The organism is Streptomyces sp. NPDC088923, assembly GCF_044749745.1.
GTDB lineage: Bacteria > Actinomycetota > Actinomycetes > Streptomycetales > Streptomycetaceae > Streptomyces.
The window spans coordinates 233,078-254,695 of record NZ_JBIVIO010000001.1; the positions used below are offsets into that span (position 1 = coordinate 233,078).

The 21,618-nt window shown below is 71.9% G+C and carries 24 protein-coding genes and 1 pseudogene; 15 read left to right on the forward strand and 10 right to left on the reverse strand.

Annotated features, from left to right (window positions below):
• Window positions 1–254: 254 nt before the first annotated feature.
• The 3 genes from ACIP4O_RS01160 to ACIP4O_RS01170 form a co-directional block, all read right to left on the reverse strand.
• Window positions 255–1,151, reverse strand: a complete 897-nt coding sequence (locus ACIP4O_RS01160; RefSeq protein ID WP_401570018.1) for an SDR family oxidoreductase — start codon at window positions 1,149–1,151, stop codon at window positions 255–257.
• Window positions 1,152–1,186: 35 nt separating this feature from the next.
• Window positions 1,187–1,936: an SDR family oxidoreductase gene (locus ACIP4O_RS01165; protein WP_401570021.1), complete on the reverse strand. Its 750-nt coding sequence runs from the start codon at window positions 1,934–1,936 to the stop codon at window positions 1,187–1,189.
• A 113-nt stretch (window positions 1,937–2,049) separates the two neighbouring features.
• Window positions 2,050–2,532, reverse strand: coding sequence for a MarR family winged helix-turn-helix transcriptional regulator (locus ACIP4O_RS01170; protein ID WP_401570023.1), 483 nt, complete (start codon window positions 2,530–2,532; stop codon window positions 2,050–2,052).
• A 111-nt stretch (window positions 2,533–2,643) separates the two neighbouring features.
• On the opposite strand from ACIP4O_RS01170, the gene ACIP4O_RS01175 reads away from it, so the two are divergent.
• The 3 genes from ACIP4O_RS01175 to ACIP4O_RS01185 all read left to right on the forward strand — a co-directional run bounded on the left by ACIP4O_RS01175 (window position 2,644) and on the right by ACIP4O_RS01185 (window position 5,195).
• A complete protein-coding gene (locus ACIP4O_RS01175; RefSeq protein WP_401570026.1) occupies window positions 2,644–3,435 on the forward strand; it encodes an SDR family NAD(P)-dependent oxidoreductase in 792 nt (263 codons plus the stop codon).
• Between the two features lie 285 nt (window positions 3,436–3,720).
• The gene (locus tag ACIP4O_RS01180; RefSeq protein ID WP_401570029.1) at window positions 3,721–4,803 is read left to right on the forward strand and encodes an NAD(P)-dependent alcohol dehydrogenase; all 1,083 of its coding nucleotides are present in this window, start codon (window positions 3,721–3,723) and stop codon (window positions 4,801–4,803) included.
• Between the two features lie 68 nt (window positions 4,804–4,871).
• The gene (locus ACIP4O_RS01185) at window positions 4,872–5,195 is read left to right on the forward strand and encodes a putative quinol monooxygenase (RefSeq protein ID WP_401570032.1); all 324 of its coding nucleotides are present in this window, start codon (window positions 4,872–4,874) and stop codon (window positions 5,193–5,195) included.
• A gap of 30 nt (window positions 5,196–5,225) precedes the next feature.
• On the opposite strand, the pseudogene ACIP4O_RS01190 reads toward ACIP4O_RS01185, so the two are convergent.
• From ACIP4O_RS01190 to ACIP4O_RS01205, 4 genes and pseudogenes are all read right to left on the reverse strand, one after another.
• Window positions 5,226–5,339: pseudogene (locus tag ACIP4O_RS01190) on the reverse strand (IS5/IS1182 family transposase); the annotation flags it as partial.
• A gap of 66 nt (window positions 5,340–5,405) precedes the next feature.
• Window positions 5,406–6,731 (reverse strand): tetratricopeptide repeat protein, encoded by a 1,326-nt coding sequence (locus ACIP4O_RS01195; RefSeq protein WP_401570035.1) that lies wholly within the window; start codon window positions 6,729–6,731, stop codon window positions 5,406–5,408.
• A gap of 27 nt (window positions 6,732–6,758) precedes the next feature.
• Complete coding sequence (locus ACIP4O_RS01200) at window positions 6,759–7,448, reverse strand: class F sortase (RefSeq protein ID WP_401570037.1); 690 nt, start codon at window positions 7,446–7,448, stop codon at window positions 6,759–6,761.
• The gene (locus ACIP4O_RS01205) at window positions 7,445–9,139 is read right to left on the reverse strand and encodes a DUF4331 domain-containing protein (RefSeq protein WP_401570040.1); all 1,695 of its coding nucleotides are present in this window, start codon (window positions 9,137–9,139) and stop codon (window positions 7,445–7,447) included. The genes ACIP4O_RS01200 and ACIP4O_RS01205 overlap by 4 nt, the downstream gene beginning before the upstream one ends.
• A 485-nt stretch (window positions 9,140–9,624) precedes the next feature.
• Here ACIP4O_RS01205 and ACIP4O_RS01210 point away from each other — a divergent pair, with 485 nt between their 5' ends.
• Both ACIP4O_RS01210 and ACIP4O_RS01215 read left to right on the forward strand, forming a co-directional pair.
• Window positions 9,625–11,406, forward strand: a complete 1,782-nt coding sequence (locus ACIP4O_RS01210; RefSeq protein ID WP_401570042.1) for a nickel/cobalt transporter — start codon at window positions 9,625–9,627, stop codon at window positions 11,404–11,406.
• 27 nt (window positions 11,407–11,433) lie between these two features.
• On the forward strand, window positions 11,434–11,781 hold the full coding sequence (locus tag ACIP4O_RS01215; RefSeq protein WP_401570044.1) for a hypothetical protein: 348 nt from the start codon (window positions 11,434–11,436) through the stop codon (window positions 11,779–11,781).
• 22 nt (window positions 11,782–11,803) lie between these two features.
• Here the strand turns inward: ACIP4O_RS01215 and ACIP4O_RS01220 are convergent, their stop codons facing one another.
• A complete protein-coding gene (locus tag ACIP4O_RS01220; RefSeq protein WP_401570046.1) occupies window positions 11,804–12,304 on the reverse strand; it encodes a hypothetical protein in 501 nt (166 codons plus the stop codon).
• Between the two features lie 113 nt (window positions 12,305–12,417).
• The gene (locus tag ACIP4O_RS01225; protein WP_401570049.1) at window positions 12,418–13,680 is read right to left on the reverse strand and encodes a Type 1 glutamine amidotransferase-like domain-containing protein; all 1,263 of its coding nucleotides are present in this window, start codon (window positions 13,678–13,680) and stop codon (window positions 12,418–12,420) included.
• A 234-nt stretch (window positions 13,681–13,914) separates the two neighbouring features.
• Between ACIP4O_RS01225 and ACIP4O_RS01230 the strand changes: the two genes are divergently transcribed.
• Both ACIP4O_RS01230 and ACIP4O_RS01235 read left to right on the forward strand, forming a co-directional pair.
• Window positions 13,915–14,739, forward strand: a complete 825-nt coding sequence (locus tag ACIP4O_RS01230) for a hypothetical protein (protein ID WP_401570052.1) — start codon at window positions 13,915–13,917, stop codon at window positions 14,737–14,739.
• 246 nt (window positions 14,740–14,985) lie between these two features.
• Window positions 14,986–15,441: a class F sortase gene (locus tag ACIP4O_RS01235; protein ID WP_401570054.1), complete on the forward strand. Its 456-nt coding sequence runs from the start codon at window positions 14,986–14,988 to the stop codon at window positions 15,439–15,441.
• 295 nt (window positions 15,442–15,736) lie between these two features.
• Here the strand turns inward: ACIP4O_RS01235 and ACIP4O_RS01240 are convergent, their stop codons facing one another.
• Window positions 15,737–16,546 carry a class I SAM-dependent methyltransferase gene (locus ACIP4O_RS01240; RefSeq protein ID WP_401570057.1) on the reverse strand — a complete coding sequence of 270 codons (810 nt, stop codon included), beginning with the start codon at window positions 16,544–16,546 and terminating at the stop codon, window positions 15,737–15,739.
• 57 nt (window positions 16,547–16,603) lie between these two features.
• Between ACIP4O_RS01240 and ACIP4O_RS01245 the strand changes: the two genes are divergently transcribed.
• The 8 genes from ACIP4O_RS01245 (at window position 16,604) to traA (ending at window position 21,606) form a co-directional block, all read left to right on the forward strand.
• Complete coding sequence (locus tag ACIP4O_RS01245; RefSeq protein ID WP_401570060.1) at window positions 16,604–17,320, forward strand: GntR family transcriptional regulator; 717 nt, start codon at window positions 16,604–16,606, stop codon at window positions 17,318–17,320.
• Window positions 17,321–17,877: 557 nt separating this feature from the next.
• Window positions 17,878–18,144, forward strand: coding sequence for a DUF6284 family protein (locus ACIP4O_RS01250; protein WP_401570063.1), 267 nt, complete (start codon window positions 17,878–17,880; stop codon window positions 18,142–18,144).
• Window positions 18,141–18,470 carry a hypothetical protein gene (locus ACIP4O_RS01255; RefSeq protein WP_401570065.1) on the forward strand — a complete coding sequence of 110 codons (330 nt, stop codon included), beginning with the start codon at window positions 18,141–18,143 and terminating at the stop codon, window positions 18,468–18,470. The genes ACIP4O_RS01250 and ACIP4O_RS01255 overlap by 4 nt, the downstream gene beginning before the upstream one ends.
• Entirely contained in the window at window positions 18,470–19,510 is a 1,041-nt protein-coding gene (locus ACIP4O_RS01260; protein ID WP_401570068.1) for a DUF2637 domain-containing protein, read from the forward strand. Before ACIP4O_RS01255 ends, ACIP4O_RS01260 begins: the two co-directional genes overlap by 1 nt.
• Window positions 19,507–20,127 carry a GGDEF domain-containing protein gene (locus ACIP4O_RS01265; RefSeq protein WP_401570071.1) on the forward strand — a complete coding sequence of 207 codons (621 nt, stop codon included), beginning with the start codon at window positions 19,507–19,509 and terminating at the stop codon, window positions 20,125–20,127. Before ACIP4O_RS01260 ends, ACIP4O_RS01265 begins: the two co-directional genes overlap by 4 nt.
• Window positions 20,124–20,462 carry an RRQRL motif-containing zinc-binding protein gene (locus tag ACIP4O_RS01270; protein WP_401570074.1) on the forward strand — a complete coding sequence of 113 codons (339 nt, stop codon included), beginning with the start codon at window positions 20,124–20,126 and terminating at the stop codon, window positions 20,460–20,462. Before ACIP4O_RS01265 ends, ACIP4O_RS01270 begins: the two co-directional genes overlap by 4 nt.
• Window positions 20,463–20,513: 51 nt before the next feature.
• Window positions 20,514–21,008 (forward strand): hypothetical protein, encoded by a 495-nt coding sequence (locus tag ACIP4O_RS01275; protein ID WP_401570077.1) that lies wholly within the window; start codon window positions 20,514–20,516, stop codon window positions 21,006–21,008.
• Window positions 21,009–21,039: 31 nt separating this feature from the next.
• Window positions 21,040–21,606 (forward strand): plasmid transfer protein TraA, encoded by a 567-nt coding sequence (traA, locus tag ACIP4O_RS01280; RefSeq protein WP_401570080.1) that lies wholly within the window; start codon window positions 21,040–21,042, stop codon window positions 21,604–21,606.
• The last annotated feature ends 12 nt before the right edge of the window (window positions 21,607–21,618 follow it).

A 21,618-nucleotide genomic window follows, 5' to 3' on the forward strand; every position in this document is an offset into this window, starting at 1 on the left:
CAAGTCAAGAGGCGTCGCCGTGGTGTCGCTGGGGTCCGGGGTGGTGTTCGTCGACCGAGAGGACGGGGAAGGTATGCGCGGCGGACGTCCGGCAGGGCTTGTGGACGGCTCCCGTTCTGCCGTCAGTTCGCGTACTCGTTGAAGCACACCCCCGCCGGCTTCATCTCCCGGCCGGAGCCGAGCTGGGCGGCCTTGCCCGGGTTCTTGCTCGATGTGGCCCCCGGGTGAGTGGGTGGTTGCCCCGTTCCCGGCGGTTATCCGTCGGTCGGCGTGAGGAGGTCTTCGAGACCGATGCGCCGGTAGAACTCGCTGCGCACGCGGTCGCCGACGGCGTTGACCACTTCCGCGCCGTCGTCGGCCGGGTCGATGTGCACCCGGAAGGGGCGGCGTCCCTTGGGTGTGGCGACAAGCCTCACGACGGCGCGCGCGACCTCGGTCGGGTCCTGGTCGTCGGGAGCCAGCTCTGCCAGCTTGTGCGCGACTTGGTCGACCAGTCCGGCGTACTCGGCCTCGTACGCCTCGACGACGCCGCGGTCCTCGGCCTGCCCGGCGTTCGCGAAGTGGTTGGTGCCGACGGTGAACGAACCGGGTACGACGATGCAGGTGTCGATCCCGAAGCGCGCCAGCTCGGCGGCGTAGCTCACCGCGAGCGAGTCCATGGCGGCCTTCGCCGCGAAGTACGGCGCCAGGTAAGGAGGTGTGCCCCCGCGTGTGCTGGTCGACCCGATCCACACCACGAGGCCCTCGCGTCGCTGCCTCATGTGCGCGAGCGCGGCCCTGTTGACCCGTTGCGTCGAGAGGACATTGGTGTCGTAGACGCCGGCGAGTTGTTCCACCGTGAACGCCTCGGCGGGCCCCAGCACCATGTGGCCGGCGTTGTGGATGAGGACGTCGATGCCTCCCGCCTCGGCCAGGACTGTGGCTATGGCGCTGTCGACCGATGCCTGGTCGGTGACGTCCATCTCTACCGGTTTCAGCGCTACGGAGTGCGTGGCGGCGTAGTCGCGGGCGTCGGCGGCGGCCGGGCGGTTGCGGTCGTCCACGTTCCGCATGCCCGCGTAGACGGTGTGTCCGGCGTCGGCCAGTGCCCTGGCCGTCATGGCACCGAAGCCGCTGGAGGCGCCGGTGATGAGAACGGTGTTGTTCACCATGGGTCGTCCTTTCAGAGGTTGACGGTGACGGGGTGTCAGGCGACGCCGCCGTTGACGTAGAGGATTTGACCGTTGACCCACCGCGCGGGACCGGCGAGGAACGCGACGGCCTCCGCGATGTCGGCGGGCTCGCCGAGCCGCTCGAGCGGCGGTGCGGAGGACAGCTCGTCGATCACCTGCTGCGGCTTGCCGTCGAGAAACAGCGGTGTCGCGGTGGGGCCGGGCGCGACGGCGTTCACGGTGATGTCCCTGCCGCGGAGTTCCTTGGCCAGGATCATGGTGATGGCGTCGACACCGCCCTTGGTGGCCGCGTAGGCGGTGTAGGCGGGAAGAGCGAGCTTCACGACCGTACTGGAGAAGTTGATGACGGCTCCGCCGTCGCGGATGCGTCGCACGGCCTCCTTCGCCACGACGAAGGTGCCGCGCAGGTTGGTGCGCACCATCTGGTCGAAATCGTCCAACGCGAGTTCGGCCAGCGGCGACAGCCGCATGATCCCCGCGGTGTGGACGAGGACGTCGATGCCCCCGAGCTGCCGCTCGATCTCGTCGAACATCTCGCGGACCGCCACCTCGTCCGCGACGTCCGCGCCCACGGCGATCGCGGGAGCCCCGGCGGTGCGGGCCTTCTCGGCGACCGTCTCGGCGGCGTCCCGGTTACCGGCGTAGTGGACGGCGAGGGCGAAGCCGTCGGCGGCGAGTCGTTCGACGACGACGGTCCCGATGCCGCCGGAGCCACCGGTGACCAACGCGACACGGGGACTGCCGGGGAAGGTGCTCGTAGTCATGATCTCCACCTCTGTTGTCGGAAGACGATGCGTACGGGAAGACGAACCGGTGCGCGGCCCCCGTGCCCCGGGTCGGCCGCGAGCCTCGTGACCGCCCCGGGCGGCGGGCCGCGTCAGCGGTCGGAGCCCGGCGACGGCCTCCAGCCGTCCTCGGCCCGGATCGCCCTCATGATGCGGCGGCTGATGTCGTGCAGTTGCCGGGCCTGGGCCCGGGTCAGGGAGTCGAAGACCAGCCGGTTGACGGTGTCCACGTGACCCGGGGCCGCTTGACCGACCTTCCGCGCGCCGGCCTCGGTCAGAGTGGCGAGGGTGTAGCGCCCGTCGGCCGGGTCCGGTGCGCGCCGCACCCAGTCCTTCGCCTCCAGACGTGCCACCGCGCGTGAGAGGCGGGACAGGGAGCTGTTGGAGTAGCCGGCCAGGATGCTCATCCGCAGCGTGCGGTCCTTGGCGTCGGCGAGCGCGAACATCACCCCGTACTCGAAGTGCGTCAGCTCGGCGTCGCGCTGGAGCTGTGCGTCAAGGGCGGCCGGAAGCCATTCCAGGACCGTGGCCAGGGCCGACCAGGTTTCCAGATCGTCGTCGCTGAGTCGTGACATGGCGGCATCCTAGCCTCAATGACTTGACCAGGAAAGTCATCGGCCGTACGTTTTACTTGCTCAGGCAAGTAAAAGACTGCCGGCACGGCACCACAGGGACGAGCGCGACTCATGGATTTGCGACTGAACGACAAGACCGCCTTCGTCAGCGGTTCGACACGAGGCATCGGCTTCGCCATCGCGCGCGCCCTGCTCGGCGAGGGCGCCGCGGTCGTCATCAACGGACGGAGCGACACCGGCGTCGAGGATGCCCTGCGACGGCTCCGCACCGAGTTCCCCGACGCGCGGGTCTCCGGCCTGGTCGCCGACTTCGGCGACCCCGCGCAGGTCCAGAACCTGCTCGGAGCCCTGGACGAGGTCGACATCCTCGTGAACAACGTCGGTCTCTTCGGCCTCGCCCGCTTCGAGGACATCTCCGACGACGAGTGGCGGCGCTACTTCGACGTCAACGTCATGAGCGGCGTCCGGCTCTCGCGCCACGTGCTCGGCGGCATGATCGCCAGGAACTGGGGCCGCGTCATCTTCGTAGGCAGCGAGTCCGGCGTGAACATCCCCGCCGACATGCTGCACTACGGGGCGACGAAGGCGGCGATGCTGGCTCTCGGCAACGGCCTGGCCAAGCTCACCCGGGGCACCGACGTCACCGTCAACACGATCCTCGGCGGCCCCACGTACTCGGACGGGGTCGCGGACACGGTCACCCAGATCGCCCAGGCTCAGGCCGTGGCACCCGAAGAGACGAAAGCCGCGATCATCGGCGCCAACCGGACCACGCTGCTTCAACGGTTCATCGAACCCGTCGAGATCGCGCAGCTCGCGCTCTACCTGGCCAGCCCGCTCTCGTCCGCCACCAACGGAGCAGCCGTCCGCGCCGACGGGGGCGTGCTGACCGCGATGGTCTGACCGCGGCCCGACCGGCCTCTCGCGCCCGGCTCTGGAGGTCCGCGCGCCGTACGTCCGAGGCCGGGTACCCGATCAGGGTCAAGTTCGGTGGAGGTCTCATCGGTTGGCTCGTGTGCCAGGACCTGCGCGCCGCGAACACGGGGCGTCCCCACCTCCCGTCCATCCGGGTCTGCCGTCCGGCGGGAGAGCGGCGCCCACCGCCCAAGCCGTCGCTGTCCAAGCCGCCATTCCGGGCCGGGCCGCACCCCGGGGGAGGCGCGACCAATCCCTACATCTGGAGACCTCATGAGGACCACCATCGGCTGGCGGGCACAGGACGCGTCGGCGACTCTGCGGCGTACCCGTCTGGAGCGCCGCGACCTCCGTCCCGACGATCTCGCCGTCCGCGTCGACTACTGCGGTGTCTGCCACTCGGATCTGCACGCCCTCGACGCACGCAACGGCCAGGAGGACCAGCCGCTCGTGCCCGGCCACGAGTTCACGGGCGTGGTGACCGGGGTCGGGCCCTCGGTCACCCGGTTCGGCGTCGGCGACCGTGTGGCCGTGGGCAACATCATCGACTCCTGCGGCCAGTGCGCCATGTGCCGGGCGGGTCAGGAGAACTTCTGCCGCTCCTTCCCGACGCTGACCTACGGAGGCACCGATCGGCACGACGGGACACCCACACTCGGGGCCTACTCCCGCGAGTACGTCGTCCGCGAGGACTTCGCCCACCCCCTCCCGCCCGGGCTGGACCCGGCCGCCGCGGCGCCGCTGCTCTGCGCCGGGGTCACCGTGTGGGAGCCGCTGCGCGCCCTTGGAGTGGGACCGGGCAGCGAGGTCGCCGTGGTCGGACTGGGCGGCCTGGGGCACCTCGCGGTCAAGCTGGCCGCAGCACTCGGCGCCACCACCTCAGTGATCAGCCGATCACCCGACAAGGCAGACGACGCCTACTTGCTCGGCGCCCGCGACTTCGTCCTCTCCACGGCCCCCGACCAGATGGCTCACGCCCGCGACCGGTTCGATGTCGTCCTGGACACCGTCTCGGCCCCCCACGACGTCGGCCCCTACCTGCGCCTGGTCGCTCTGGACGGGACCCTGAGCCAGTTGGGACACCTCGGCCCCCTCACCGTGGACACGCTCGATCTGCTCGTAGGACGCAAAAAGCTCAGCTCCGCGGGCAGCGGCGGACGACCGTCGACAGCGGCGATGCTCGAATTCTGCGGCAAGCACGGCATCACCGCGGACATCGAACTACTGCCCTCCGCCCGCGTCAACGAGGCCCTGGACCGGCTCCGGCACAACGACGTCCACTACCGCTTCGTCCTCGACATGTCCGACCTGGACGCCGCGCCCTCACCAAGCCGAGAAACGCGGAGCCGGCTCTGACGACGCCCCGGGACCATAGTGGTCACGTCGGGCGAGCACGGAACACGACTCGTAAAAAGGGATTCACCATGACAGCAACGCGCACCGGCTACGTGACCGTCATCTGGGACGCGAAGGCGAAGGCGGGCAGGGAGGACGACCTCAAGGCGTTCATCACCGCCGCCGTCACCCCCTCGCGCAACGACCCCGGCAACATCGACTACGAGGCCCACGAAGTCGAGGGCCGACCTGGCGAGTTCGTCATCTACGAACGCTGGGAGACTCGCGCCCACCTCGACGCGCACCTCGCCGCGCCCCGGATGCGGGAACTCGTCCCGCAGATGCTCGAACTGTTGGAAGGCTCCATCGAGGACGGCATCCGGCTGCTGCAACCGTTCCGCCCCGCCCGCTAGGCCGCGTCCGCAATGACAGTCGGGGAGCCGTAGTCGCAGGCAGGCGAGGATGACGAGGGCTTTGTCGTGGCGGGCTCGTTTGTCGTAGCGGGTGGCGAGGGCCTTGTTCTGCTTGAGCTTGCCGAAGCAGCGTTCGACGACGTTTGCTCACGCTCTGTGCTCGTGCAATGGTCGTGCGGACCCAGGCCCCAAGGCACTCCGCGTTCTCGGCTACTTCCCCAGGTCCGCCAGTGCGGCGCGTGCCCGGGGTGCGTGTACGGGGCTGAAGTGCGGGTTCGTCGCGAGGGCCGCGCGCAGGGCGGTGCGGGCGGAGTCCTTCTCGCCGAGGGCCTTGAGAATCATCGCGCGGTGGTAGGTGAAGAGAGCGTTGCGGGTGCCGAGGGCGAGGGCGCGGTCGGACTCGGTGCGGGCTTCGCGGTCGCGGCCGTTGACGTGGAGGGCCCAGGCGAGGGCGTCGTGGGAGTCGAGGAAGGGGCGGGTGCGCAGGCCCGCGCGGGCGAGGGCGAGTGCGCGGTGCGGGTCGCCGTGGTCGGCTTCGAAGAGCGCGGCGTCGGAGTCGAGGGCGACCCCGTTCGCGGAGAAGAGGCGCTGTTCGGCGCGGAAGACATCGAACTGCTGCCGGGCTTCCTGGCGGTGACCGAGGGAGGCGTGCAACTCGCCCAGCTGGAGGATGTATTCGGGAAGCGGGAGCGCCCGTACGGCCTTGCTGAGGTCCTGGACGGCTGCCTGCCCCTGGCCGAGCGCGGTGCGGGCCCGTGCGCGGGCCTGGAGCAGGGTGGGGCTGTCCGGTGCGGCGCGGAGACCGGCTTGGGCTTCGGAGAGCGCCGTCTTCGGGTCGCCGCTGCTGAAGGCGATCTCGCTGAGGTAATAGCGGGCGAAGGAGATGTCCTCTGGGCCGCTCGCCGCGTCGAGTGCCCTGCGCATCTCGCGGCGGGCCGCGGAGAGGTCGCCGCGGAGTTCGGCGGCATAGGAGGCGCGGGAGAAGGAGGGGGTGCCGGGCTTGAGGTCGACCATTTTCTGCACGGCGTCGGAAGCTTCGGCGTACCGCCCGAGCTGGGTGTACGCGTCGGCGAGTGTGCCGTACAGGGTGGCGTTCCAGGGGTTCGCGGCGACGGCCCGGCGTGCCCAGGCGAGGCCGTCGGCGAACTGGTGTCGGGCGGCTTCCAGGGCGGCCATGCCGCCCATCGCGAGGTAGTTGCCGCTTTTCTGCGCGGTGAGGGAGCGGCGCAGGACGGTCTCCGCCTTCGGGTAGTAGGAGGGGTCTCCGCTCGTGTGCGCCTTCTGCACGTAGGCGAGGCCGAGTTCGCCGAGGGCGGCGGGATCGCGGGGGGCTTCGCGTACGCGTGCCTGGAGCGCCGCGAGGCCGGTGGCGCGGGCCGGGGAGGCGGGGCCCGGCGCTGCGTCCAACGGTGTCGTGTGGTCCGGGGCGAGCCCGAGCCCGCCGGCGAGGAAGAAGCTCACGCCGAGGACGGGGACGGCGATGATGGTCGCGAGGTGCCGGCGGGTCCGGTGGGGGCGGGGGAGTGGGCCGCTCACGTGCGTACTCCAGAGTCGGTACGGGGTTCAGTGGGTGAGTGTCGCGAAGACGACGAGGTTGTCCCGGTAGCCGCGCCCGGCTCCCTCGTAGGTGCCGCCGCAGGTGATCAGGCGGAGTGCGGGGGGTCCGGTGGTGGCGTAGACCTGGCTGTCGGGGACGGCGTCCTTGGCGTACTGGCGCAGGGCGCGGACGGTGAAGCCGGCGGTGCTGCCGTCGCCGCGCGTGACGTTGATGCGGGCTCCCGGGCGGAGCGCGGAGACGTTGTAGAAGGCGGCCGGGCCGTGGGCGGAGTCGAGGTGACCGACGAGGACGGCCGCGCCGTTCTCGCCGGGGCGCGGGCCGTCGCTCCACCAGCCCGCCTGGGCGGGGTCGGCGGGGACGGCGAGGTGTCCGTCCTGCTGGACGCGCAGCCCGGTGAGTGGCTCGTCGAGGTCGATGGAGGGGATGCGCACGCGGACCGGCGCGGCGGGGCGCGGTGCGGGTGAGCCGCTGGGAGCGTGGGTGACCGGTCCCGCCTCGGCGTGCACGGGGACGGTGCCGGTGTCGCGTACGTGGATCTCGTGCGGTTTCGGGCCGACGAGTACGGCCGCCCCCGCGCCCGTGACGGCGGCGGCGCCGATGCTGAGCGCGGCGGCGCCGAGCCACCAGCGGCACGGCCCGGGGCGCCCGCCCTCCGCGAGGGAGGGCGGGCGCCCCTTGGGGAGCGAGCCGGTCATGCGCGCTCTGCGCGCCTGCGGCGCAGCGCGAGGGCCCCGGCGCAGGCGAGGAGCGCGCCGCCGCCCGCGACGGTCACGGGCAGGACGGGGAAGCCGCCGCCGAAGGCCGTACCGCCGAGACCCGCGCCGACGCCGCCCTCGGGGTTGAGCGAGTCGGCCTGGTTGACGGCGGCAGTGTTGGGCAGGGCGACGTACGGGAAGTGGGCGCCCGGCTGGCGGTAGGGGGCGTCCACGGCGTCACCGGCCGCGAGGGCGGGGACGATCTTCCCGGTCTGGGCGGCGCCTTCGAGGGCCTGGAGCTCGATGTCCACGACATCGTCGTTGAGGCGGCGGCCGTTGGGGAAGCCCGCGAGGTCCTTGCCGAGGACGCCGAGCCGGTTGGGCTTCGCGGCAGGGGGGACGGCCATGTTCAGGCGCAGTTCCTCCGCCGGCACGAACGCGCTCTTGTCCACGTCGGCGTTGAGGAGCTGCGAGTTGAGGTCGGCCTTGACGGGGCCGCACGCCTTGCAGATGCCGGTGAGGAAGATCTCGACGAGGTCGTCGCGCGGGGTCGCGGGCGCGGGGACGCCGTAGATCTTCTGGATGAGCTTCGGGACGATCGGGTCCTTGACCTTGTCCACGACCGGCGTGACGGTGTGGTCGAGGTCCGGGGTGAGGGCGTTGAAGGCGTCCTTGTACTTGAGGGGGACGACGACCTCGTTGACGAGCGGGTTGCCCAGGCGCGAGACCTGGCGCCACCCCGTGTCGCGGTTGCCCATGCCGTCCTCGCGGCGCTTGCCGTCGTCGGCGGGCATGTCCTTGGCGCGGGGCGCCGGGGTGCCCTCGCCGCCCTTGGTCTGCGCGCCCGCGACGGCGGTGCCCTGACGGTCGGTCGTGGACCACACGCCGACAACGGGGTTGCGGTGGTGGTCGCCGTTGAGGGCCACCGACTTCTTCGGCACCTGGAGGGCGATGGTGTTGACGTTGTACCCGGCGAGCGTGTTGTGGCCGGTCTCCTTGAGGTTGCCCCCGTAGAGCAGGTCGAAGACGCGGAGGTCGAGGAAGAACGGGTCCGATGCCTGACCGGCGTACGTCCGGCCGCCGCCGGGAAGTCTGACGATCGCCTGGTCGCGCAGCGCGGCGTAGTCGGGCATCGACGCCTTGCCGACGTTGGAGGGCGCGGCGGGGGCGTCCTCGACGAGCGTCGTCGTGTTGCCGTGCGCGTCCGTCGAGGTCAGCGTGTACGTCTGGCGGAAGTTGAGTGTCTTGTCGTGCACGGAGTTCACGACGCCGGTGTTGTAGAGGAACTGGTTGGCGGCGTCCCGTACGTGGTCGGTGAACTTCCATGTGTAGGTGGTGTCGGGCTTGCCGTCGCCGTCCGCGTCGATCTTGATGTTGTAGCGCGCGTCGTTGGCGAAGGGGTAGAAGTTCGGTCCCCCGTTGGGCTCCTCGAAGGGAATCCAGTTCGCCACGAGGGTGACGGTGTCCGGCTTGTCGGGGCTGGTGAAGGCGTAGACGTCGGTGTTGTCAGCCTTCGGGTCGCCCGAGGTGAGCGGTGCCTCGCGGTGGCTGGAGGCGGCGCTGTTCGTGGGCGCGAGCCCGGTGATCGCCGCGGCGGTGACGAGCGAGAGCGTGCCGGCGCAGGCGAGGACGCGCTCGGTGCGCTTGGAGACGCGGGCCCGCGTGGGGCGCGCTGTGGGGGAGGACTGCATGGCCATCCGTTCGGGTGGAGCCGCGAGCCCTCCGAGGGGTGAAGGCGAGCAGCGGTCGAGGTGAGCTGATCCGGGTCCAGCGCCGTCTGTCCCCAGGGCAGCGAGGAGGACAGGAAGGCGGATTAATCCGCTTATGTGACGCAGGGCCACTTCCAGAGCACCACGGGTGTCCGGGGCCCGCAACGACGCCGGACCGAAAGGGAAGGCGGCAACCCGAACGGCCCCCTGCTGGGCTCGCCGCTCTGACCTTCCACTACGCAGGTGGGATACGGGCTACGCCTTCTTGAGCCTGTCCGGCGGCGGCGCTGAGCCGAGCGGGTGGCGCGGGCGGTGACCCGGGCCGGGCAATTCCGTCGCGGGTACGTATGTGGCTCCCGTCCGTGACGACGGTTCGGCGGTGCGCATCGCCCGCCCGCGCCCCGCCGTTCTCTCGCCGGTGGCCGCGCCCGTACGCCTCAGCCTGTCGACCGCCGGAGTTCCCCAGGATGTCCTTGCCCCTCAGCCACGCCTCCCCCCGCCGTTCCCGTCGCCTCCGCCGTCAGCGGTACGCGCTCGCGGCGGCCCTCACCCTCGGCCTGTGGTGCGCGGGCAGCCCCGAGGCCGGAGCCCATCCGCTCGGCAACTTCTCGGTCAACGAGTACACCGGCCTCACCCTGCACCCCGACCGTGTGGAAGCCCTCCGGGTGACCGACACCGCCGAGATCCCCACCCTCCAGGCCGCGCCCTCGCTCGACACCGACCACGATGGAACGGCGGACGCCGGCGAACGCGCGGCCTGGGCCGCCCACCGCTGCGACGACGCGGCGCGCGCCTTGGAAGTCACGGCCCCGCGCCGCCTGTCCTGGCACGTGACCTCGGCGCGTTTCCGGTACGAGGCGGGGCAGGGCGGCCTGCGGACCGGGCGCCTCGAATGCCGGATGCGCGCCCCGCTGAGCATCGGCGACGAACCGGTACGCCTGAACGTGCGGACCGGGGACGACGCGAAGCGCGTGGGCTGGCACGAGATCACCGCGAAGGGCGTCGGCGTGAGCTTGCGCGACTCCACGGCGCCGCGCACCTCTCCCAGCGACGAACTGCGCGACTACCCCCGCGACCTGCTGTCCACCCCCCGGGGCGACACGCGCGCACGCCTCACCGCCGTCGCGGGCGGGGCGACGGACGGGGCGAGCGGGGCGGGGCCCGCCGCTCCTTCCGCCAACGGCCCCACCGCGCAGGTCGAGGCGCTCTCGCAGCGGCTCCTCGCCCTCACCGGCACCCGCGACCTGACGCTGCCGGTCGGCCTGCTCGCCGTGCTCCTCTCGCTGCTCCTCGGCGCCGGACACGCACTCCTGCCCGGCCACGGGAAGACCGTCATGGCGGCCTACCTCGCGGGCCGCCGCGGCAGCGCGCGGGACGCGGTCGTCGTCGGCGCGACGGTGACACTCACCCACACCCTCGGCGTCGTGGTCCTCGGCCTGTGCCTGACCAGCTTCTCCTGGCTGGCCGGCGACACGGTGCTCGCCTGGCTCGGCGTGGTCAGCGGTGCCCTCGTCGCGCTGGTCGGTGCCATGCTCCTGCGCGAGGCGGTGCGCCGGGCCCGTAGCGTCTCCTCGGCGCGCGGGCCCGAGGGGGTACGGAGCGGACTCCCCGCCCAGCCGGGCGGGGCGGCGACGGGTCCCGAAGCCCCGGACACCCGCGCCGGACACGCCGTCGCCCCGCAGACCGTCGCCCTGCTCGCTCCGTTCCCGCACGAGGCCGACGGGCACGACCACCACCACAGCCATGCTCCGGACGAGGGTGGCGCTGCCCCCGGCACGCGTCCGCACCACCACGCCCACCCGCACCCGCACCCGCACGAGGACGAGCAGCCGCACCGCCACGGCTGGTTCGGCCACCACCACACTCACGGCCACGGCCACCACACCCACGCGCACGAACTCCCGCCCGAGGGGCGCCCGTTCGGGCTGCGCGGCCTGATCGGGCTCGGTGTCGCCGGAGGGCTGGTGCCCAGTCCGTCCGCCCTCGTCGTCCTGCTCGGTGCCATCGGCCTGGGCCGCACGCTCTTCGGCGCGAGCCTCGTCCTCGTCTACGGCCTCGGCATGGCCGCCACGCTCACCGCCGTGGGCCTCCTGCTCGTACGGCTCGGCGCTCGCGCGGACCGGATCGCGGCCCGCCCCGCCTTCGGCCTGCTGCGCCGCCTCGCCCCGTACACGGCGCTGCTCACCGCGGCACTGGTGCTCCTCGTCGGCCTCGGGCTGATCATCCGCAGCCTTCCTCCCATGCTCTGACCTTTCGCCACCCGCTTGGAGCAGCCCGTGCGCCGCACCTTTCGTGCCGTTGTCCTCCTCGTTCCGTGCGCGCTCGTAGCGACCGCGTGCACGGCGTCCCCCACCACCGCTGATCTCGTCACCGGGGCCGCCTCCCCGTCCGCCGACTGCCGCGTCCACCAGAAGGCCGCTCCCGCCTCCCGGTACACCGCCGGTGCCGGCGCCGATCCCGCTGCCGTGCTCGCGATGCTGCGGTACTGGACCGCCAATGGGGAGAAGCGATTCTGCGACGGCAAGGGCCCGACCGACGCCGACCACGCCTGGGCGGAGCTGTACGCGAGGCTCGGCGGACGCACGGCGGATGCCGGGGGCCCCGCGTCCCCCCGCGCACACTGACCGCGACGGCCTGCCGCCCCGCTCACGCATCCCCGGCCTGCCCCGCGAGCGAGTACGGCAACGCGGCGAGCGCGGCACCGAGTCCGGGCAGGCCCGCGAGGTAGGCGGCGACCACGGGGTCGGTGCGCCGCAGGAAGACGAGATGCCGGACGGCGTGTGCCGCGACCTGCGCGACGCTCACGTGTTCGGGTGCGGGCCGGTCGCTCGCCGCTCCCCGGGCGAGAACCTCCGGCGCGGTCAGGGTGACCGCGGGTGCGGCCGGGTCAGGATCGGGGTGCGCGAGGTAGGTCAGCACTACCTGGCCCCCCTCCTCGCAGCGCCAACTCGTCGAGTGCGCGAGCGCCGCCGCGGACGGCTGCCCGCCGGAGCGGCCGAGGTGTCCCACCACGCGGTCGGGGTGGGTGCGCGCGGGCAGGTCCGTCGCGACGCGGCGCCAGGCGAGGCCAGAGGCCGGGTCGTGACGGAGGAACAGCACCTCCACCACGACGGGTGGTACGGCTCGCGGCGTCGCGGCTGCGCTCATCGTGCGCTCCTGGATCGGCGGGCATCCTGCCGCCGACCTTATTGCGCATCATACGCAACTGCGACATATGGGAATTTGATCCGGTCGCCGGGGAAGGCGCAGGGCCGTCCCCGTCAGGACGCGGACGAGTCCGTAAGCAGTTCCCACTCCCCACCCTCGGGGGTGTCCCTGATCGCCACGCCACCGGATGCCAGCGCGACCCGCAGTTCGTCGGCAAGCGTGAAGGAACGCTCGGCACGCAGCCTGTCCCGCAGTTCCACCAACGGGCCGAGGAGAAGCCCCAGCGAGCGTTGGGGCTCGGCGAGGCCCCGGGCCAGCGGTGCGGCCAACTGCCGTACGAGACCGCGCAGCACCGTACGGGCCCACTCGCCCCCTTGGTCCTCCTCCGTGTCCGCGCCCCACGCGACGATGACCGCCTCCAGGCCGAGGACCGCCGCGACCATCCCCGCCGCGTCCCCGTCCGCGTGGCTCCGCTCGAACCGCGCCTCCCACGCGGCGACGGCCTCCGGCAACGGAGCGTCCGGCTCCTCCGCCTCCGCCGCGTGGACCTCCGTCACCGCGGGAACGGCTGCGACCGCCACCTTCCTCCCCCGTACGAGTCCCCTCAGCTCCCCCAGCGAGAGCACCGAACCGGCAGGCACCGTCACGCTCGACCCGTGCCGCCGTACCGTCATGACGCCGCGCCCCCGCACCCGCACCTCGGACGAGCCGAGGTCGACGAGCACGGCGGTGTGCTCGTCGATGCCGAGCACGGCGCTCCCCGGCGGCAACTCCTCCTCCATCGCGGCGAGGCGGGTCTCGCCCAGGTAGCAGAAGCGGGTGTCATGGGTGCCGCCCTCCGCGTTGTCGTAGTGCGGGACGACCGCGACCGGTACGTCCAGTGCGCCGAGGACGTCCAGCCCCTCCAGCCAGTGCGGCGCGTGGCCCGCCTTGTAGATCTCGTACACCGGTATCGCCGCCAGCCCGGCCGTGCAGGCCGCCGCCGAGGCGAGCAGGGTCACCCCTCGCCCGCGCCGCACCCGCTCGCGCAGGACGCCCGCCAGTCCCCATGCGCGCCAGCCCGCCAGCGCGTACGAGGGACTGCCCGGCCCCGAGAACACCCAGCTCGCACGCCGTACCCGATCACGCAGGAGGTCGTGGTCCGAGGCGTCGGCCCCGGTATCCGGGAGCACGCTCGTGCCCAGCCCCACGCTGTGGCGAAAGTACTCGCGGGCCTTCGCCGAGATGTCCTCCCGGTTCACCTGGAACGCGTACGGGGTCTCCAGAATCACCGACTCGTCCCCGTCCCCGAGCCCGGCGGCGATCTCCCGGTGCGGGGTCACCATCGTCGGACTCGTCTCGCCCGAACCCATCAGCGCCAGCAAACCGTTGCGCACAGCCAGTCCCCCTGCCTTCGCCCGTATGCCCCTCCGTACCCACAAGTGGCGGTGATCGTGCCGAGCCGGGCCCACGGCCGTCCGCATCCCGCCCCCGAAGCGGTGCGCGGTCAACTCCTCGTGTCAGTAAGCGCGAAGTGAGACCAATCCGCGCGGGACACCTGTGCGAATCCCTTGTGTCACCGCTGACACCTCCCTCCCGCAACCGGGGACGGACGACGAAGGGGAATCCACGTGAAGAACCAGCTGACCGCCCGTCTCGCCACGCTGCTGGCCGCCTCGGCCGCGCTCACCCTCTCGGCCGCGCTCCCCGCCGCCGCCCACACGGGCCACGGCGAGCAGGCGAGCGCGGCGGCGGACGCGCACTCGTACCAGGTCGACCTGGACCAGCTCAACGACTCCGGAGCCCACGGCACCGCGATGCTCACCCTCGACGGCCGCGCACTGACGGTGAAGATAGAGGCGACCGGCCTCGTCCCCGGCCAGCCGCACGCCCAGCACCTCCACGGCTCCACCGACGGCCACGACTTCCACTGCCCCGACGCGAGCGCGGACAAGAATCACGACGGAATCGTCACCACCGCCGAGGGTCTGCCGATGTACGGCGACATCAACATCTCCCTGACCACCAAGGGCGACACCTCGAAGAAGAGCGGCCTCGACGTGACCCGCATGCCCGTCGCGGACAAGAGCGGAAAACTCTCCTACGAGCGGATGCTGACCGTCTCGCAGGCCGTCGCCGACCACATCAAGGACCTCCACGTCGTCCAGCACGGCATCGACCCGAACGGTAATGGGAAGTACGACTTCGGCAAGGGCGAGAGCGAACTCGACCCCAAGCTCCCGCAGGAGGCGACCGCCCCCGCGGACTGCGGGATGCTCTCCGGCGCGGCAGTGGGCTCCATGCCCGTGGGCGGTGTCGAGACGGGCAGCGGCGGTACGCAGGGGGTGCAGAGCCCCGCGCTGCTGGCGGGCGGTGCCGCCGCGGTGCTCGGCGCGGGCGCCCTGGGCTTCGCCCTCCGCCGTGACCGCGCCCGGAACGCCACCGGCCGGAGCTGACCGCTCGTGACCAGCGATCGCGCCGCGCCCGGCGGTGAGCCGAGCGCTCCCCGGCGACTGCGCCGGGGACTGCTCACCGGGCTCGCCTGCGCCCTCGTCGCCGGTGGCGGCGTCGCGCTGGGGACCGGCCTCACGGACCAGGAGCCCGGCCCCCCGGGCATCTCGCCGAGTGCCGAAAGCTCCCCGGGCCCCCGCCCCGTGACGGGTAAGGCCCGTGGGACCCCGCGGTCTACCCGAGGGCCGGTCATGCCCGCGGCACGCCCCACCCGGCTGACGATCCCCGCCCTCGATGTCTCGACCCCGCTCGAACGACTCGGCCTCGACACGCACCAAGTCCTCGAACCACCGCACGACCCGGACCAGGCCGGCTGGTACGAACGAGGCGCCGAACCGGGCACGCGCGGCCCCGCGGTGATCGCCGGACACGTCACCTGGAACGGCGCGAAGGCCGTCTTCTTCGACCTCGCCCGCCTCCGCCCCGGGCAGCGCATCGAGGTACGCCGTGCGGACGGCACCACCGCCGTCTTCCACGTCACGCGCGTCAGCCAGTACCCCAAGGACCGCTTCCCGGGCATCGAGGTCTACGGCAACACCGCCCGCGCCGAACTCCGCCTCATCACCTGCGGCGGCAAGTACAGCGGCAGTGCCCACCATTACAGCGACAACATCGTGGTCTACGCGACCCTGGCCACGCGAAGCTGACTCCGCCCCATGGTCCGCAACCACCCATGACGCTCCGCCCCACATACAAAACCGCCCCCGGCCTGGTCTCCCAGGTCAGGGGCGGTTTTTGCTGGCGGTAGCGGTGGGATTTGAACCCACGGTGACGGGTTACGCCACACTCGCTTTCGAGGTCTGCTCGCGGGGCGCGGCGGTTTGTTCAGGGGAGTTCGCGGGCGTTCATCTCGCGGTTCCTCCAGCGCGCCAGTACCGGGCTGAACGAGGCTGAACGAGCCTGACTGAGACGGAAACCGAGACGGACCGCTCCCGGTCCGGCCTACTGCGGGGCCCGCCCTACCGCCAGGAGGTGAGAGCTGGCGGCGAGCAGTTCGGGGTAGGGCTCCGCCATTCTGGCCGCTTCCAGAGCGGAGGCGATCAGGTCGTCAGTCGGGCCGCTGCCCGGCTGCTGCTCGGCGGCCTTCACGAGCGCCCAGGCGGGCCCCTCGATCCCGAAGACCTGTACGTCGGTGAGACCGGCGCCGCTCAGCTCCGCCGCCAGCCCCTCGGCCCTGTGGAAGTAGGCCAGGGTGAATCCCCTGGCTCCGTCGTGCACTGCCGTCGCCAGAATCTTCGAGACGGAGGCCCGCATCCGGTCTGTGTGCAGGTGCGCGTACGTGACGTGCTCGAAGAGGGAAGCGTAGCGGTTGATAGCAGCCGCCGCGATCAGGCCCCCGGGCTTCACGACGCGGCAGGCTTCCGCGAGCGCCTTGCGCCGGTCCTCTTCGGCCGGCAGGTGGTAGAGGGGCCCAAGGAGCTGCACGGCGTCGAAGGTGTCATCCGGCTCCGGCAGAGACCTCGCGTCACCCACGACGGCATGACACACGGCGGATGCTTGCTCCACGTGACGGGGCACGGGGTCCACCACCGTGACTTCGTAGCCGTCCTTGATCAGCCACTCCGCGTGGATGCCGGTTGCCCCGCCGACGTCCAGGACTCGGGCGGGCGCATCGGGGAGAAACCGGCGCAGAAGCTCCTGCGTGCGTACCAGCTCCATCCGCCCGTCCGCTGTGTCGCGCAGGCGCGCGTCCTCGTTCACCGTCTCGCCGTAGAACCGCATCACGGAGGGAGCCAATTCGAGATTCGACATGAGCGCAGTATCGTTGCGTACCGGTGGACCAGTCCAGCGCGCGAGGTAGGGAAACCCATGGCTGTCCTGAAATACGAAGAGATCGCGGAGTCGCTGCGCGCACGTATTGCCGCAGGTGAGTACGGTCCGAACGACACCATTCCTTCGGGCCGGGAGCTGGCCGAGCAGTGGAATGTGTCGCGAGCCACTGCCATCAAGGCGGTGGACGTGCTGCGTAACGACGGCATCGTCGTGGCCAAGCAGGGAACGGGGTTCGTCGTCACCGAGACGCCCGTCGCGCGGCCGGCTGGCGCTCGCCGCGCCGGATCTGCGCGCATCCTCGGCGGGATGCCGTTCCTTCGGGTAGGCGAGCCGGATTGGGCGGAGCCGCCTCCGCATGTCGCTGCGGCGCTGCGTACCGCGCCGGGCGAACTCGCCCTCCGGCGGGTTCGGGTTCTCCAGTTGCCGGACGGCAGTCCGAACAGCTGCGTCGAAGCGTGGTTCCCCCGTTCGATCGGTGAGGCGGCGCCGCGTCTGTCCGACACCGCTCCCATTGCCGAGGGGACGACGCGCTACGTACGTCGGCAGACCGGACGATTCCCGGTGGAGGGGGTGGATGTCACCACGGTCCGTCAGGCGACCGAAGTGGAAGGCGAGCGGTTGAACGTGCCGGAGGGGAGCGCGGTCGCTGTCCTGCTCCATACCGCGTACGACCAAGAGGGCCACCCCCTGGTGTGCGAGGAGGGGGTCACTCCCGCCGCCCTCTTCGAGCAGGTGGACACCTACGCCATGTAGGCGTCCACCCCCTCAGGCAAACTGGACCGGCTGACCGGTCCAGCTTTTTTGACGCCTTTTTAGGTCGTCTGAGCTGCAAAAACGTCACCTGTTCGTCGCCAAGTCCATCTTTGACGCTTGACTGGACCGGTCCACCGGTCCAGTCTGGTTCTCGTGAACGCCGCTCCTGAACGTCGGGAGGGCTTCGGTTCGGGATAGCTCGTGCTGTTGGGGCCCTGAGCTGCTCGTTCTTTGAGAACTGAACAGTTGAAGCAGCGGTTGAAGCCGGGAGTTCCGCATGGGCCCGGCTGAGCCCCAGGTAGGTCCCTGGCTAGCTCGCACTGCCCGATAAGGGCCTGTAGGCCGCTGCACGCGCCGCCGCACCCCGCTCACGGCGGGAGTCAGTGTCTAGGCGCGCATCTAAGCCCCGATGGTCGTAGGCCGGGTTCGACTCCCGGCCGGGGCACTGCCTGCCGCTCCTCGCGGCGGGCCACCTTCCCAACGGCGTGAGCCCCCGGTGCTCGAACACCGGGGGCTCTGTTCGGGCCGTTGCCCATCTGCAAGGGAGATCACGACCCATGGATCACATCGTTACTGTTCAGGACGCCGTTACGGCGTTCGCTGACTGGCTGGAGCCGACCGCCGACGAGTTGGACGCCGTCGAGGCGGAGATGCCCGCGATCCTCGCGGACGTCGACCTGCTCGACGCGCACATCCTCGTCCTGGACCGGACGCCGAGCGAGCTGGACGCGGCGCGGCTGCGGCGGGCCCAGCGCAGGGTGCTGCGCGAGCGGGCCGCCCTGGCGAACGTCGCCTTCGGGCGGCAGGCGGGCGGTGCGGCGTGAGCGGCATTCGCCTCAAGGACTTGAACGCGCCGCTGACCGCGCTGGAGCTGTTGTCCCTCGAACACCCGGGCCTCCCCGCGCCCACCGTGGGCATGAGCACCGTTTACCCGGGCCGGTTGCAGCTCGCCTTCCACGACGACCCCGCCGACTTCGAGGCGTGGCGTGAGGCCCTGGACGCGGATCCGGCCACGGTCGGGATGTGGCTGTGGAGCGACGGCACGGGCGGGGCGCTCACGCTGTTCACGACGTACGCCGGAGCGACCGTCGAGCTGATCGGGTACCTCACCCTCCCGGCCCGGCAGGAACCCGCTGAGGAGGCGGCGTGATGGACAGTGTTCACGCCTCCGCGCGGGGTGTTCACGTGCGTTCGGCCGAGCGTGCGTTGTCGGTCGGGACGTGGTTGATCGTGTCCGGCGCGATGCTCTACTCGGTTCTCACGGTCACGCCGTTGATGGCGGACCACACGGCCCCGTCGTGGCGGTGGACGGCGCCGATCCTGCCCCTCGTGGTGGACGCCGCTGTCGTCATCGTCGTCCGTCTCGATTCCGTCCTGGCCCGCTTGGGCGGGCAGGGTGGGCGGTGGCCGGTGGTGCTGCGGTGGATGACCGGCGCGATGACCCTGGCGCTGAACACGGCGGCTTCCGCGTTGGCGAAAGACCTGGTGGGGGTGGCCGTGCACGCGGTCGCGCCGCTGCTGCTTATCGTCACCGCTGAGACCGGCCTTGCCTACCGGCGGGCCATCACCCGCGCCCTGGACGACCTGAACCAGCGCCAGACGGCGGAGCGCGAGCAGGCCGCACAGCGCGCCCGTGAGGACGCGGAGCGGCGTGCCCGTGAGCGTGAGGCGCGGGAGGAGCGCGAGGAGCGCCGCCGCCGCGAGGAGCGCGAGCACGCGGCTCAGCTCGCCCGTGAACAGCGCGAGCACGAAGCCGCCCTTGCTCGTGAACAGGCGGAGCGCGAGGAGCGCCGCGCGGCCGAGGAAGCCCGCCGCGAGAGGGAGCGGGCGGCGGGTGAGCGGGCCGAGCGTGAACGCCGTGAACGCGAGCGTGAACACCAGGAGCGCGCCCGTGAGCAGGCCGCCCGTGGGGCCCGCGAGAAGGCCGAGCGCGAGCGCCGCGAGAAGGCGCTTCGTGAACAGCAGGAGCAGCGCCGTGAACACGAGCGGCGCGAACGTGAACGCGCCGCCCTCCTCGACGCCGCCCCTGTCACCGAGAAGCTCGGCGAGGACGAGGCCCGCCGCGTGGTGTCCGCCGCGTTCGACGTCGGGCTGTCCGTACGCGAAGCTGCGAGCGCCTGCGGCTGGTCGGTGGGTTGGGTCTCCAGCCGCTACGCCGAGCATCGCGACAACAAGGCGGTGGCCGCGTGAGCGCTCTCGACCTCCTCGCCCTCGTACCGCTCGCTGGGTGGGCCGCCCACGTCGCCCTCCTGCGCCGGGGTCTCACCCGTGCTCGCCGTGACCCGCTCACCGGGTTGTGGACGCGCGACGCCTTCACCCGCCGCGCCCGGCGCCTGTTCCGCGACAAGCGGGCCGTCGTCGTCCTCGCGGACGTCGACCACTTCAAGCAGATCAACGACCGCCACGGTCACGCCGCCGGCGACGCCCTGCTTGCCTCCGTCGCGCGCCGTCTCGCCCACGCCGCTGGCACGGACGGGGTGTGCGGGCGCTTGGGCGGGGACGAGTTCGCCGCCGTCCTGCTCGACAAGGACGGCACTGCGGCTGACCTCCTCGCTCTGCTGCACGGTGTCCTCGCCCGGCCTGCCGAGGGCCAGCCGGCCGAGGTCGCCACGACGGTTTCGCTGGGCTGGGTCCGGGCCGCCGATCACGCGGGCGCCGATCTGTCCTCGCTGCTGGAACGCGCGGACGAAGCGATGTACGAGGCCAAGCGCGCCGCGCACGGTCCCGTACGCGCTCCGCTCGGGCGCCGCCTGTGGCACGGGCTCACCGCCCGCCGGGGCGGACACCGTACGGGGGCGGCGGCATGAGCGCCCTGCCTGTCTACCCCTGGCGTTGCGCCCCCGAGGGGCTCGCCACTCGCCGTCAGCTTCGTGCGCTGGGGCTGCGGCCTGGCGGGCAGGACGTCGCCGCGCAGGTGGAGCGGCCCCGTCGTCGGCGGGGGCCGCTGGTTGCGTACCTGTACCGCGTCGACCTGGCGAAGCCCGTACGCCCCATGACCCCGGCCCGTACGTCGGCGTTGGCGCGGGCGAACCGCGCGCGCCGTACCTGCCCGGTCTGCGGGCGGACCTTCCCGTACGTCCTGCCGGTGTCGCTGGGCTGCTGCCCGCAGTGCGCCGAGGTCCCCGCCGCGCTCGCGGCCTGAGCTGAACAGCGCCCCTCTCCGAACGTCCCTTCCAGCACTGGGAGTTGTGCTGTGAACAGCCGTACCCGTGCCCGTCTCTTGAAGACCGGCGCCCACACCGTCCAGATTCCCCGCACCCGGGGCCGCCGGGGCATGTCCCCGTACGTCGTCGTCGTGCCCGAGCGCCCCTCCCTCACCCACGAGGCCACCGCGATGCTGCTGCGCTGGCTGTGGCGCTCGCGTGCGGGGCTCGTCCCGACCGGGGTCGCCCTCGGCGCGCTCCTCCTCGGCGTCCTGCTCCACCTGCTCGCCCCCTGGGCCGTCTGGCTCCTCGCGCCGCTCGCCGCCGCCCCGCTCGCCTGGCTCACGCTCGCGCACCGGTCCCACCCCGCGCATGGCCCCGCTCTCGCCTGGCGCGCCGGTCTGACCGCGGTTGCCCTCTCCGTCCTCGCGCAGCTCGCCGCCACGGTCGCCTACGGGCCGCTCACCGGCGGGCTGGGCGTGTGGTGGCTGCTCAACCTCCTCGTCGCGCAGACGGTCTGGCCCGTCCTGCGCCGCACCCGCTGACCCGACCCGCCCACGTAAGGGAGTTCTTTTCATGGCTGAGCACCGCTCCGCGCCCCGCCCGTCCGCCGGTCGTTCCGGTGGGGACGACGGGGGCAAGTCCAACAAGTTCGCGAACGCCGGGGCCGCCGCCGGCGGCTTCATCGGCGCGTTCGGCAGCTCGGTGACCCCGCCGATCAGCGTCACCGTGAACAGCACGAAGAACGTCGGCAACCGAGGCGGCGGGGGCAACCGCCACTCGCACGCCGAGAGCCTGCTGCCCGCCCCGGAGTTCACCTCTCCGGCGCAGGTGCGGAACTACTGCAACACGCTGCGGGCCGCCGCCGTGACCCTCTCGATCGAGGTCGCGATGGGCGCCGAGATCCTCAAGGGCGTCCTCGCCGCCGTCCCCGACCCGGACGGGCGGGCGTTCGGCTCCCGTATCCGGGCGGCGAAGGTCGCGCGGAAGATGCAGCGCAGCGCGGACGCCCTGCGCGATGCGGCGAAGAACGCCGCGGCCACGTACTCGGTGTTCCAGCAGGAGTACCAGGAGGAGATCAACCGGGTCCGTCACCGCGCCCGCAAGCCGCAGCAGCCCGTCATCAACTGGGCCCAGCAGTAGGGAGGCCGGGAT